Consider the following 13,842-nt stretch of genomic DNA (forward strand, 5'->3'; position numbering starts at 1 on the left):
CGGGTTCGCGCCCTACGACGTCGAGACCATGGGCTCGTTCGAACCCCGCCGCGTCGCCCCCCTGCGCAACCCCTACAGCTGCCCGATGAGCTCGGCCGCCGAGGGCAACGCCAACCAGCAGAACTTCCCCACGCAGCAATACGGCCAGACTTCGGGCGGGAACCGCTGCTGATCGGACGGGAGACGGATCACACGATGCTGCTGAAGGGCTTCTCCTACGCGATGGCCGCCGCCTTTGTCGGCGGCCTCGCCTTCACGGTCGTGGGCTCGGCCAACGCCTTCCTGAGCCTGTAGCGACCCTGGGCTCCCCCTTCGGACCCGCCCGCTCCCCGGCCGTGGCGGGTCTTGCGTTAGCCTTAAATAGGAGCCTCATTCAGGCCCCTACGACGATAACGGGGTCAGCGACCTTATGATGGCGCGGTCGTGTCCCTGGGCGTGATGTAGCTCGATGAGGACCACCGTGATCACCGGCTTGGGCCGGGACGATCAGGCTGCCAGGGTGGGCAGGCTGACGAGGGGATCATCGCCGATCGAGGCAATGCTTTCCAGGGTCATGTAACGGGACCGCTGAACGGCCCATTCGTCGTTTTGTTCGAGCAGGATCGCGCCGATGAGGCGGGTGATGGCAGCCTCGTTGGGGAAGATGCCCACGACCTCGGTCCGGCGTTTGATCTCGCCGTTCAGGCGTTCGAGAGGGTTCGTGGAGTGGAGCTTGACCCGATGGGCAGCCGGGAAGCCCATGTAGGCCAGCACGTCAGGCTCGGCCGTGTCCATCAGGGTCGCGAGCTTGGGCACCTTGGGCCGGAGCTGATCGGCGACCCGCCGCCATTGTTGACGGGCCGCCTCCGCGTCATCCTGCGCGAAGGCGGTGGCGATGAAGGCCGAGACGACGCGCCGCCCGCTGCGTCCGGCATGGGCGAGGACGTTGCGCATGAAGTGGACGCGGCACCGTTGCCATGTCGCGTTCATCACCTTGGCCACCGAGGCCTTGATGCCCTCGTGGGCGTCCGAGATCACGAGCTTGACCCCGCGCAGGCCGCGGCGCGCCAGCTTGCGCAGGAAGTCCGTCCAGAAGGTCTCGGCCTCGGACGGGCCAACGTCCATGCCCAGCACTTCGCGCCGGCCGTCACTATTGACGCCGACCGCCACGATGACCGCCACCGAGACGATCCGGCCGTCCTGGCGCACCTTCACGTAGGTCGCATCGATCCAGAGATACGGCCACTCGCCCTCGATGGGGCGGTCGAGGAACGCAGCCACCCGTTCGTCGATCTCCTGACACAGACGCGCGACCTGGCTCTTCGAGACACCGGTACCACCCATGGCCTGCACCAGGTCATCGACCGACCGAGTCGAAATGCCTTGGATGTAGGCCTCCTGGATCACCGCCGTCAGCGCCTTCCCGGCCATCCGGCGCGGCTCCAGGAAACCGGGAAAGTAGCTGCCCTTGCGCAGCTTCGGGATGCGCAACTCCACCGTACCGGCCCGGGTCTGCCAGTCCCGGTCGCGGTAGCCATTGCGCTGGGCCAGCCGCTCGGCGCTCTTCTCGCTGTGAGCCGCGTCGGTCAGGCCGCCCACCTCCAGTTCCATCAGCCGCTCGGCGGCAAAGCCGATCATCTCGAGCAGCAGATCGGCGTTGGCACTCTTCTCCATCAGCCCACGCAGGGCCATGATCTCGTCGGTCATCGGGGGGCTCTCGGGTTCGGGGTTGGTCGTCGCAACCCGACCCTACTCGGCAACCGCCGATGACCGCCCTTCAGCTACACTACCGCCTGGGACACGACCGGTGAAGATCGGGTCTTCGCTTGGATCCGGACCAAATGAGCCGACCACGGAATGGTTCTGACATGGTTCACGTGCGTGAGGGGTTCTTCTCCCAGCCTATCCGCCCTTCGGCCATTCCATGCTGCAAAAAGTGAATCAGCGGATTTTGTTTACTTCCAATAATATCTGGATTAGCGTCGAGGTAACCCTTCGTGCTGAATTCAGGGCCAGGGTCGTACCGATCTTTCCAACCTATCATCAGATAGTGCTCGACGGGGCTGAGATCGTGATCTGCTACATGCGGGTACTCGCGCAGATAATAGCTCTCGTCGAAGTACCTAAGGATAGGCTTCATTTTAAGTGAATCACCGCCATATAAAAGACGCTTAAGGAGTGCCATTTATAAGATCCGTTCTATATAAATAGTGATTCCACTTATATTATTTCATCGGGTGAATTTTTTAAGAATAGCTACATCTAAGTTGCCGATAAATTCTGGTATTATGTCGAGGATATCTAAATGTTTCGACCAAACGCGTTTGGTGTACGCAGCGCTTTGCGACGTATGGCGATAGTATGTTGCATCAGAAATCTTCCCGTCTAGCGCCGGATCAACGAGGCGGTCATCAAACTCGTTCTCTACCCAGTATTGCCAAAAATCTTGATCCCGAAAAACCGACGACCAAGCCACAGCACTCGACCCACCAAATGTAATGAGCGCTACACCATTTGGTTTGAGTAAGCGGGCAATCTCGTCGAGCCACGCTGCCTGAACATCTGCGGAGAGATGCGTCATCACTGAAATGCCAAAAATTCCGTCAAAGCTTGCGTCGTCGAAAGAAGTCGGCGGTATCAACGGCGCAGTACGAAATTCACCTGCGAGATGACTCTGACACCATACGATATTCTCGTTATCGATGTCGGTTCCGCACACCCGGGCGGCATTCCAGTGTTGGATGAAGTGGCGCGTGACACGGCCATGCCCGCAGCCCCAATCGAGTATGGAGATGCTGTCGCAGTTTATAATCCCATAACGGCCGAATAAACTTTCGATAGTCTTGAATGCAGAAAAACCCGTGAAGGTGACGCTTTGATCGTTGGACCAAGTCTGGACTCGAGTCAGCTGATTACTCTCGCGCGGTAACCCGATTCCTGCTTCTAGGCGAGTAGGAACCGAAACCCGGCGTCCCAACGCATCCCCAATATGGCGGCCTTCAAGTTCAAGAGGATTGCCATTTCGATACTCAAAGGTGAAGCTAAAAGGGTCAGAGCCTGGGGCACATGCAGGAAGATCAATAATTATTTGAAATGCCGAAAGATGAGAATTTGGCCAGTACCAGAAATGGTTGCCAAAAGCCATTGAAGGGAGCGGATACTTGAGCTCGTAGGCGACTCCATTTCCGAAAATCACCCGCAAAGCGCCGGGGTCTCCTGCAGGCGGCAAGTGCTCGCCAGTGATAATTAGTCGTGCTCCATCAAATTGCAAATAAGGAGCTGCGTGAAAGGGTAAGGGATGTACGGCAAGGACTTCTGAAGCAGCAAGTCCAAAACTGTTAACAAGCGGCGCGCGGGGTGGAACGGTAACGCGGGCAAGGCAGTGATCCTCGGATGTGCCCCAAACTTCTACGGCAGTCTCCCGGTTATCTCTCGGCGGTGGTAACTGGCATGTGAAAGTCGAAGAGCCGCCAAGAACTGTAACTGGTACTGTGGCCCAGTGCCTATTATTACATAGTACATCGATCCAAGCCGGTGTGATTTCTCCGGTAAGTTGGCCAACCAGCATATCATTAGGGTTTAGTGTAATAATTAAGTCGTTCGATTCAGGTTCGTTAAGGCGTTGAATTTGAGCAGTTAATCCGGGCATGATTTTTACATCACTTTCTGCGATGGCTCTCGGGTCAGTCAAGATTGTTCTGAGACAATGGACAATCGTTACAAATACTCGTAAAAATCAATTTATATTCAATAAGATGCTTTATAATTTAAATTAACACGGTTCTTGAAAGACATTCAAGGTATCGTATTTATTGAATTAAGTGATTATCTTGCTGCCGTATACATTTGGATTGTGGAAGTATGCGAGCAAAATTATGACGGCAGGAGGGGATAAAACGAAGGCGGACATGCTCTGGGGAAAAGTATATCGCCTTTACGGCGAATCAGTTGAACAGAAGGATATTTATCCCGATGCTTCGGGCTAGTACTACAACTGTGTTCTAGGGTGTTTTGGTTGGGAGTTTGCGTTGTCGGGCGTCCGGCCTGTTATCGTTGCATTGCGCCGGAGGCACGGCGTTTGAGGTGCAGTTGGCGCGCGGCCGCCTGAAGCACTCGTCGCCGGAGCGACCACGCGATGACATGGGTGGGTTAGATGCGCCGTCATCGCCTTCCGGTGCTAATTCAGTCCAGCCTCTCAAGCGTGTTAGGCAGATCGGCTTCTCTGTGAGACAAGTACTGGATGTTCGCGTCGGCGCACCGACTCCTTGGGAGCCGCGTTCGTCACAGAGGCTAGGATGCGCGCGAGAATATCCGACGAGAACGTCTCCTTCCAAGATCGATCGGTATCAGTCAGTCGCTGCCGCTCCCGTGTCTGGAAATCCTCGGCTCGCTTGACAGCAGTCCTAAGGGCGGCCTCAACACCGGCAAGCGTCGGCGCGCAGGATACAATGTTCCGGCAGATCGCCTCGAGTTCCAGCGCCGATCGGTTCTCGTAGGTATTGGTAACGACAACTGCCCCCGTAGCGGCGAATTCGAAGGGGACGACGCTGGGATGAGGCGCTAGCATCAGGCTCAGGCCGATATCGATGCTATTCATGAAACGCGCATAGTCTTCCTGTGGCATCTTCTGAACCATCTCGATGTGGTGCTCACCGCCGAGCGGCAGGACGTGGTCGTCCTGCAAGCTACCCAGACCCACGAAACGCCATCGATGATCGAAGACACCCTCGTTACACAGCTTGCGCAGGGCGAGATATCCGAGTTCGAAGAGGTTGCGGGCCGCGTGCATTTCGGGGCGTGCGTAGAACGCGAGTGTGCGTGAGCCCGTACCCTCGTGACGGGGCTCGACCGTGAGGCGCGTCGGCACATGCTCGAAGACGAAGTAGTCCGCGCCTTCACGCACCTCCTTGTCCGCCGCGGCCCTGCCGTCTGTGCTCTTTTTCGATACGAAAGGCCCAAGGCCGTGGGTCTCGAAGTATGTCTGTAGGAAGCGGCTGTTGTATAGGGGGACGTGGTCGAATCGGTAGGCGTCCTGCGTCAGCGCGCGCGTGGAGCCGCATTCGTAGAAGATCGGCTCGAATTCCTGCGCCAACAAGATGAACCGCTTGGCGTTCGTCACCTTGAGCAGGGGCTGCACCACGTAGGCGTCCCAGACCGAGTATACCACGAAGACGTCGTCCGGACTGAGGGGAATGGGCTTGCCCCTGGCGCGGTTTACGTAGACCGCCTCCTTGATGACGGAGACGAGTTCGCGGTCGCGCTCGCGGTAGGTGAAGTAGTCGAGATCGTCGGTGGCGTCCTCCGTGATGAAGATGCCGAGCGCGTGGCCTGCGCGGGCGGCGGCCTTGATCAACTCGAACACGGCCTTGTAGCCGCCAAAGCTCATGTCGGGATTTAGCATGGGCAGGCAGAACCAGATCCGCGATGCCCCGCGCGGAACCAAGCGATGCGGCAGAGATTTCAGGCGCTGGTCGATCTCATGCGCGCGCTGCACCAATCGCGGCTCGGTCACGCCCGCCATGCGCGTCTCTAGGGCGTATTTTAGGTCGTGCAACTGCCGCCGGCCCTCTTCCCGACCGCTCATGAGATAATGGTGGAACCCGGACTGGATCTTGCCGGAACTCACCGCCCGGTTGATGTCCGTGTAGAACGTCCGATACCAGAGCTCATCGAAACTCGGATTGGGGCTGTTGCCTTCACGCATGCCAAATTGGGTATAGTGTTGCAGCGCTGCGGAGCGGCTTACCTTCTCACCGAGATAAGTCGAGCAGTAATATTCGTGGTCGAACTCGTAAGCAAGCTGATCCCCGAAGGCTTTCTTGGCGAACCCACCCAGATCCCAGACCGTGTGCCCCAGGCGGCGGCCGTAGATTCTGTAAAATTTCACCGCGTCGATCAGCGGGAAGCACTCGAGAAATTTTCGAACGATCTTGTATGACTTCGTATAAAGTTCGACATTGAAGGAAAGCGGACCGTCGTCTGGCTCGCCATCGCCCGGGACGAGTTCGATGTCCAGCGTGGCATTCGGCGAGCGCCCCTCGCGCAGGCCGTAGTCGATGAAGTGCACGAAGCCCGAATAGACTTCCCCGCTGGCTACCGCGTCGCGGACATCCGCGTAGGTGTCGACGTACCATTGCTCGTCGAATAGAACGTTCGGGCTGATGCGGGCATAGGCCGGATCGGAGAAGTAGACGTCGATGGGATCGGCGCTCTTGGCCACGCTGCCGAGACGCTGCAGGGCGAAGGCACGGTCGAAACAGGCCCGGATGTCGCGGCAGCGCTCGGGGCCCTGGCTCACGAACCGGCGACGGCCTTCGGTGAAGGGATCCTCCCCGCTGGCGGAGGCGATCTCCGAAACGTGGTCCGCCATTCGCTCAGGCCGGCGCCAGGTCCCGGGCATGGTGCGAAGAGCCTCCTCTGATGGCCCGTCAGTCTGAGTAAGTAGCGTGTCGCTCGCGGTTTCAGCGCCGAAGCTGGCCCGATCAACTTGCATTATGAACTCCGTTCCGACGTCGAATCCGGGTTATCTGCCTTTTCTGATCCGGTCCAGTTGCATTATGCAGCTACGATTTGAAAAATTGCCCTTGGGCCCCTTCGACCGTTCGCATATAAGCCGGAAATCGCGGAGAAATCGTCTAATTAAGGGAACATTCTATCCTGTCGCTTGCATTTACGGTTGAAGCGCCCTATGAAGATGTTCGTTTTGCGCATAAATACCTATCAGGGTTGTGTTTTGCGGCTTCTGATCAGTTGACCCTGCTTCGCTGAAGGTGCGGCGCCTGGCCTATCGTGCTGACTGCTTCGAAGATGAGGACCGGCGCCCATTCGAACCGAGATGGAAGGCTGATGACCCGTTTCTCCGCCGCACAGGCTTCCAGGGAGCCTGCCGAGGATCCCGTCTCCCTCACCTTCGAGGCGCCCGGCCGCGTCAGGGGCGCGTTCCCTCCGGACGTCGCGCATCCCGGCCGGGTCACGGTCGCGTGCGACGGACGGAGCTGGGCGACGGTTCCTGTCCGGGCGGACGGCGCGGGCGCGTCGTTCACCTGCGACCTGCCCCCCGTCGGCCTCCCGACACAGGTGCGCGTCGAGGTCCGGGATGCGGATCGCATCCTCGGCCGCCTCACGGCGCAGAGCCTCCCCAAGCGCAATGCCGGCGGCCTCGATGCCCTGAGCGTCCACAGGGTCTGCGACAGCCCCCTGTTCTCGGTCCCCTGGATGCAGTTCGACGGCGCCCGGCTCACGATCTCGGGCGCTCACCTGCCTCCGGCCGGCAATCCCGACCTGCTGTCGGTGTGCTTCGACGAAGGCGTGCGCTTCACGTTCGATTACGGCCTGCAATCGCCAGAATTCGAGAATCACTTCTGGTACTGGCCCAATGCGGGGCTCTCGAACTTCGTGCTGACGATCGACCTCGCCGGAAGCCGGCCTGGCAGCAACCCGTTCCGCTTCACCTTCTCCTACCCGGGCGCCGAGACGGGTCTGCAGGACGTGCCCGTGCCCGTCCGGAGCATCGGCCGCCGCATCAGCGTGCCCACCGACATGAGCCTGTCGGTCTGCTTCCCCCGCGACGCCACGCAGCTCACGCGGGTGCAGACCTGGTCGAACGACCAGAGCGTCACCTTCACGGGCTACAGCACCTTCCGGGCCCTCGAGGCGCTGTTCGCCCATTACGGGGTCGCGAACCGGACCGGCACCGCGATCCTCGATTGGGGCTGCGGCCACGGCCGCGTCACGCGCCACTTCATCGGGCACTGGCGTCAGGCGCAGATCTCGGGCGCCGACATCGATGCCGAGAACGTGGCCTGGTGCGGACAGAACCTGGGCGGCCGGTTCACGACCGTCCCGCTGTTCCCGCCGACCGACCTGCCCGAGGCGAGCTTCGACGGCATCTTCGGCGTCTCGGTGATGACCCACCTGACGGACGAGGCCCAGGCGGCCTGGCTCGACGAGATCGCCCGGCTGCTCAAGCCGGACGGCATCGCCCTGATCACCTTCGCGGGTGCTGCGGCGACCGCCTTCTCCTCCGTGTTCCGGAGCGCCGCGTGGTGGCAGGCCTGGGAGGCGCGCGGCTTCGACGACGCCCAGCACGACCCCGCCCTCGACGGCAAGATCGGCAACGACACCTACTATCGCAATACGCTGCACACGATGGCGTATACGCGCGCGCACTGGTCGAAGCACGTCGAGGTCGTCGACATCATTCCGAGTGCGATCGGATATCAGGACATGGCCGTCCTCCGGCGCCGGCGCTGACGGCTCCGCGCGATCCCTCCGGCGCCCCTCGTGGCACGCCGCCGATTCAGGAAGGTACCGTCGATGCATTGGGCTGATTCGCCGAGCGGGACCGGTGGTCTCGGAACCACCCCCGCGGCGTTGGAATTCCCGGCCGGCGACAGCGCAGCGACCGAACGCCCGGGGACCGGCACGACCCTGATCGGCCGCCTGGAACGGCACGCGGCGCTGTCGCCGGAGAGACCGTGCCTCGTGCACCATCAGGGCGGCCGCTACGCCGTCATGACCTATTCCGACATCCATGCCCTCGCCGGGCAGGTGGCTGGAATCCTGGCCGGCACCCTGGCCGGGGCCGTCACCGGCGCCTCGGGGGAGGCCCCGGCGGCCGGCGGGTCCTCGAACGTGGTGCTCCTGTTCCTCAGGCACCATCCCCTCCAGCTGCCGGCCTATCTCGGCACCATGATGGCCGGACTGGTCCCCTCCTTCATGGCGTTCCCGACGCCCAAGCAGGACCCGGCCCATTACTGGGCCTCGCATGCCGAACTCGTGGCCCGGATCCGCCCGGCCCTCGTCATCACCTACCCGGAGATCGCGCCCGAGCTCGAGGCTCTCTGCGCCGGACTGCCGACCCGGATCCTGCTGATCGACGATCTCGCCGCGGGCGGACCCCCGGCCGGCACGGTGGCGCCGGCTCCACAGGACACCGCCCTGCTGCAGCACTCGTCGGGGACGACGGGCCTGAAGAAGGGCGTAGTGCTGACCTTCGGACAGATCGAGGCCCAGGCGACCGCCTACGCGCCGACCATCGCGCTCGGCCCCGGCAGCACGGTCGTCAGCTGGCTCCCCTACTATCACGACATGGGCCTGTTCACGGCCTTCCTGATTCCCCTGACGGTCGGCGCCACGATCGTGTCGATGGATGCGTTCGAATGGGTCGCCCGCCCGGCGAGCCTGTTCGAGACCATCGAGCGCTTCCAGGGCACCCATTGCTGGTTGCCGAACTTCGCCTTCCAGCACCTCGTGAACACTGTCCCGTCCGCCGAGAGCGGCGCCAGCGCCTACCGCCTCGAGAGCATGGTGCGGTTCGTGAGCTGCTCGGAACCCGTGAAGGCGGCGAGCCTGTCCGCCTTCACCCGGGCCTTCGCGGGGTTCGGCATCGGGCCCGGGCACATGAGCGCCTGCTACGCCATGGCGGAGACCGGCTTCGCGGTCTCGCAATCGGACCCGAGCCGTCACGATCCGGTCCGCTGGTACGCGGCCGAGGCGCTCGCCACCCAGGGGCGCGCCGTGGCGGTCAGCGCGGATCATCCCGGCGCCCGCGCCCTCGTGTCGAACGGAGCTCCCATCGCGGGCGTCGAGGTCCGCATCATCCCCGCGCCCGAGGGGGAGGGGGCGGGCGGCCCGCCGCGCGGCGCCGTCGTCGGGGAGATCGCGGTTCGAGGGCGCATCGTCTTCTCCGGCTACGACCGGGACGAGGCCGCGACCGCGAAGGCCTTCCTGGACGGCTGGTACCGCACCGGCGACATCGGCTTCCTCGACGAGGGCGAACTGTTCGTCAGCGGCCGGATCAAGGACGTGATCATCGTCCACGGACGCAACTACTTCGCCCACGACATCGAGGAGATCGTCTCCGGCATCGCGGGCGTGATTCCCGGGCGCGCCGTCGCGGTGGGCGTGACGAACGAGGCGGTGGGCAGCGAGGACGTGGTGGTCCTGGCCGAATCCCGCCTCGAGGCCGAGGAGGAGGCCCGCGCGCTCAGGCGCGCGGTCAAGCGCCTCGTCTTCGATCGCCTCGAACTCACCGTGCGCAGCGTGCACCTCGTTCGCCCGGGCTGGCTCACGAAGACGAGCAGCGGAAAGATCAGCCGCTCCGAGAACCTGGCCCGCCACCGGGCCGAACACCGCGACAACCGGGATTGATCCATGAACGACATGCGCCAGGCCGTCCGCAGCGTGATCGCCGAAACCTTCAACGTCTCGCCGGACATCCTCGCCGACGGTGCCGTCGCCGACGATGTCGACGGCTGGGATTCGCTCTCGCACACCATCCTGATGATCCGCCTCCAGAACGCCTTCGGCATCCAGATCCCCGAGAGCGTGGCGGCCAATGTCGAGACCGTCGGCGAACTCGTCAGCGCGGTCGTGGCCATCGCCAAGCAGTGACACGAAGCGCCCGGATCGGGGCCGGAGACCCGCCATGCTCGCTGGATCGAACCTGTCACTCCTGGAAGGCCGGAACGGATGGCTCTTCCTGGAGCGCTACGACGATGCCCAGCCGCTCCAGTCCGGCGCGGACCTGAGCGCGTGGTCGCAGACCATGCTGCCGCAGCTGCGCGCCGTCTTCCGCGCGCGCCATGAGCGGCTCGCCGAGCGCGGCATCGGTTTCCTCGTCGTCGTGGCACCGGAGAAGGCGAGCGTCCACGGCGAGCTCCTGCCGCCGGGCATCGCGCAGGACCTGCCGACCGCCTCCGAACGCCTGACCGCCGCGCTCGGCGCCGACGGCATCCGGGCGGTCGACGCCCTCGCCCTCCTGACGGGCGCCAAGGGCCCGGTCCCGCTCTACTACGACGTCGACACCCACTGGACGAGCTTTGCCGCCTACCGGGTCTACCGGGCCCTCGTGGCGGCGGCGCCCGCGCATCTCGGCCTGACGCCGATCGGACCGGACTGCGTCTGGTACCGCGACAAGCCGAGCTTCGGCGACCTCGGGGTTCACATGCGCCCCGAGCGCAAGGGGGTGATGCAGCAGGCCGAGGTCGCGGGAAGCGACGTCGCGAGCGTGATCGAGACCTTCGACGACCGCGAATGCGCCTTCCAGCGCTACACCTGCGCCACCGGGCGCGGGCGCGCCCTGGTGGTGCGCGACTCGTTCACGACCTTCCTGGCTCCGTTCTTGAGCCGGACTTTCGCGGAGACCACCTTCGTGGCCCCCTCGAACGCCTTACCCGACGACTTGGTGGAGGATCTGGCCCCGGACCTCGTCATCGTCCAGGTCGCGGAGCGCGCCCTGTTCTATCCCCCCGACGCGTTCGTGGACTGGAGCATCCGGACCTGGCGGCAGACCTACCTTGAATCGGAGGCGGAGCATCCGGCCCGCAAGCACAACCGGCAGGCGCGGCAGGCGCTGAAACAGGGCCAGTGGGCCGAGGCGCTCGCCGCGGCCGAGGCGGCCCGAGCCCGCGACCCGGAGGGGCGCTTCATCCACAACCTCGCCGAGGCTCGCTTGCGCACCGGTGACTTGGCGGGCGCGCTCACAGCCTGTGAGGCCTTCGCCCGGCCCAAGGATCGCCTGCTGCAGACCCTGGCGGCCTACGCCCTTTGGGGCCTAGCACAACGGGACGAGGCAATCGCCCGGTTGAAGCAAGCGCTCGCTATGCAGCCGCGCAACGCGCGGCTGCACTTCCAGTGCGGGGAATGGCTCATGGAGCAGCGCCGTCCGGCGGAGGCTCAGACGCACCTGCAGGCGGCCCTGGAGGGCGCCCCGGCCCATTCGGCCTCCTGGTACCACCTCGGCATGGCCCACCACGCCCTCGGAGTCTTCCCGGCCGCCGAAGAGGCCTTCCGGCGCAGCGGCATCATCTGATGCCGCTGGGATATCGACCGGCTGGTCGCCGGCCGAGGGACAACAACCACTTCGGCTATCGCTCTCGTTGTCGGTTGCCACTGCGCGCGGGTCTGATGGCGTCGCGCGCCGGTCTATGCGCCCTGACTTCGGTATGGCCACCCCTTATCTTAGGTGTAAGCCGAACCAAGGCATCGGGACAGCTATAGTTTTGTGCCTTAAAGTCTCCGCTTGCATCACAGAGACGGAGATGTTGGACCTGTTCTAGCTGTGTGCTCCGGCAGGATCAGCGCGCGATAGACTCGCCGGCTTCCGCGACCACCCGCACCGTGCGGCCCGGGGCGGTCGGCTTCGCCACGGCGACGGGCTGGGGCGTGGTGGTCAGGTCGCTGACGCTGCGCACCGCCTGCGTCTCTCGAGCCTGCTCGCGGAAGAGCGGCGGCGTCAGGTGGAGCGCCTCGCCTGCCATGGCAGCGCCGGTGGCGAAGGTTGCCGAAGCGAGGATCGTCAGGGCGAGGAAACGGGTGGTACGCATGGGAATCTCCGGGTTTGGCCAGCCGGGGCGGGCCATTGCGGAGATAGAACCATGTTTTTGTGCGATGCGGGTTGCTCATTTTGCAACGCACCATAGTGCGAAGGAACGAAGGTTCGGTGATTATATCGCCGCTTCCCGGTGGCCAAAGCTGCGTTCTACTCAGCAGAAGCCATGTCCTGAATGCAAGGGACGATGAACCGTCATCCGGATCATCAAATAAAATTTTTGCCGAGCCCAAATATACTTTTGGCAGAACCACGTTTTGCATGGCTGCCCTGCCGGTTGTGCACTGCCATCGCCGTAAATCCTGCCTGCAGGGAGGCCGGGGAAACCCGGCCGGCTCTCCCCGGGGCACGGACCTCAGGCCGGAACGGCCTGGATCAGGTTCCGCAGCGTGCCGAGGCCGACGATCTCCGTCTCCATGACGTCCCCGGGCTTGAGGTATTCCGGTGGTTTGCGGGCGTTGCCGACGCCGGGCGGCGTGCCGGTGGCAATGATGTCCCCCGGAACCAGGGTGAGACCGCGCGAGAGTTCGGCGATGAGGCGGGCGACCTTGAAGTACATCTGCCGGGTCGAGGCATCCTGCTTCACCACGCCGTTCACCCGGGTCAGGAGATGCAGGTCGGAGGGGTCGAGGTCCGTCGCGGGCACGATCCAGGGCCCGATCGGCCCGTAGCCGTCGAGGCTCTTGCCTTTGAACCACTGGCCGCCGTGCAGCTTGACCTGCATGTCGCGCGCGGTGGTGTCATTGATGACGCTGTAACCGAAGACCGAGCGCAGGGCGTCGGCCTCTTCGATATTCCGGCCTCCCGTCCCGATGACGACAGCCAGCTCTACCTCCCAGTCGATCGCGGTGGAGACCTTCGGGTCGTAGGGGATCGGGTCATAGGGCCCGTTCACCGTGTTGACGCCCTTGGTGAAGAACACGGGGTGGGCGGGGTACTCCGCGTTCGTTCCGCGAACGGCCTGTCCTTCGGCGAAATGCTCCAGGTAATTCCAACCGACCGCGTAGATGTTGCGCGTCGGCGCCGGGATCGGCGCGAGAAGCCGCACGGTCTCGACCTGCGGGCCATCGCCCGCCGCGGCGGCACGCCGTACGGCGTCCAGGGCCTTCGGCCCGGCCTCGATGAGCGAGACCATCCGCGTCGGGTCGAAACCCGGTACGGCGACCGCCGTCAGATCGACGACCCGTCCATCCGCGCGGACCGCGCCGACCCGCGGCGGGCTTCCGGACTCGGGCACGAAGGTGACGAGGCGAAGCATGTCGCCGCCGGTGGGCGGGATCGGGCGCCCGGGACCGGAAGCGGGCGCCTGCGCGGCAGCCGGTCCCGCCAGGGCGCCCACGGCCGTCGCGGCCGCTGTCAGGTGCAGGAAATCGCGTCGCGTGCTCATGGTTTCCTCCTTCGCGCCCGGCCTTCATGCGAGGCGATGCGCGCGTCAAAAGCGTTGGTCGTTCCCCCAGATAAGCACACACGGGCCGCGGACGCCCACGTCACCCATGGTGAACAAACACCGGACATGAAAACGGCGGGGC

General features: G+C 63.6%; 10 protein-coding genes. 4 read left to right on the top strand and 6 right to left on the bottom strand.

The annotated features are described in order from the left end of the window. Positions 1-486: 486 nt before the first annotated feature. The 4 genes from MFF30_RS23255 to MFF30_RS23270 form a co-directional block, all read right to left on the bottom strand. Positions 487-1,686 (bottom strand): IS256 family transposase, encoded by a 1,200-nt coding sequence (locus MFF30_RS23255; RefSeq protein WP_238282465.1) that lies wholly within the window; start codon positions 1,684-1,686, stop codon positions 487-489. Between the two features lie 166 nt (positions 1,687-1,852). Then, positions 1,853-2,164, bottom strand: a complete 312-nt coding sequence (locus MFF30_RS23260) for a hypothetical protein (protein WP_238282467.1) — start codon at positions 2,162-2,164, stop codon at positions 1,853-1,855. A 45-nt stretch (positions 2,165-2,209) separates the two neighbouring features. Further along, positions 2,210-3,670 (bottom strand): class I SAM-dependent methyltransferase, encoded by a 1,461-nt coding sequence (locus MFF30_RS23265; protein WP_238282468.1) that lies wholly within the window; start codon positions 3,668-3,670, stop codon positions 2,210-2,212. Positions 3,671-4,183: 513 nt separating this feature from the next. After that, the gene (locus tag MFF30_RS23270) at positions 4,184-6,472 is read right to left on the bottom strand and encodes a rhamnosyltransferase WsaF family glycosyltransferase (protein ID WP_238282469.1); all 2,289 of its coding nucleotides are present in this window, start codon (positions 6,470-6,472) and stop codon (positions 4,184-4,186) included. A 353-nt stretch (positions 6,473-6,825) separates the two neighbouring features. Here MFF30_RS23270 and MFF30_RS23275 point away from each other — a divergent pair, with 353 nt between their 5' ends. The 4 genes from MFF30_RS23275 (at position 6,826) to MFF30_RS23290 (ending at position 11,794) form a co-directional block, all read left to right on the top strand. Next, the gene (locus tag MFF30_RS23275; RefSeq protein ID WP_238282470.1) at positions 6,826-8,232 is read left to right on the top strand and encodes a class I SAM-dependent methyltransferase; all 1,407 of its coding nucleotides are present in this window, start codon (positions 6,826-6,828) and stop codon (positions 8,230-8,232) included. Between the two features lie 63 nt (positions 8,233-8,295). Continuing rightward, on the top strand, positions 8,296-10,131 hold the full coding sequence (locus MFF30_RS23280) for an AMP-binding protein (RefSeq protein WP_238282471.1): 1,836 nt from the start codon (positions 8,296-8,298) through the stop codon (positions 10,129-10,131). Positions 10,132-10,134: 3 nt separating this feature from the next. Next, a complete protein-coding gene (locus MFF30_RS23285) occupies positions 10,135-10,374 on the top strand; it encodes an acyl carrier protein (protein WP_238282472.1) in 240 nt (79 codons plus the stop codon). 34 nt (positions 10,375-10,408) lie between these two features. Beyond that, positions 10,409-11,794, top strand: a complete 1,386-nt coding sequence (locus tag MFF30_RS23290; RefSeq protein ID WP_238282473.1) for an alginate O-acetyltransferase AlgX-related protein — start codon at positions 10,409-10,411, stop codon at positions 11,792-11,794. Between the two features lie 265 nt (positions 11,795-12,059). Here the strand turns inward: MFF30_RS23290 and MFF30_RS23295 are convergent, their stop codons facing one another. Continuing rightward, the gene (locus MFF30_RS23295) at positions 12,060-12,308 is read right to left on the bottom strand and encodes a hypothetical protein (RefSeq protein ID WP_238282474.1); all 249 of its coding nucleotides are present in this window, start codon (positions 12,306-12,308) and stop codon (positions 12,060-12,062) included. Positions 12,309-12,668: 360 nt separating this feature from the next. Continuing rightward, positions 12,669-13,700, bottom strand: a complete 1,032-nt coding sequence (locus MFF30_RS23300) for a fumarylacetoacetate hydrolase family protein (RefSeq protein ID WP_238282475.1) — start codon at positions 13,698-13,700, stop codon at positions 12,669-12,671. Between the last annotated feature and the right edge of the window lie 142 nt (positions 13,701-13,842).

This window comes from Methylobacterium goesingense (assembly GCF_022179225.1).
Taxonomy (GTDB): Bacteria; Pseudomonadota; Alphaproteobacteria; order Rhizobiales; family Beijerinckiaceae; genus Methylobacterium; species Methylobacterium goesingense.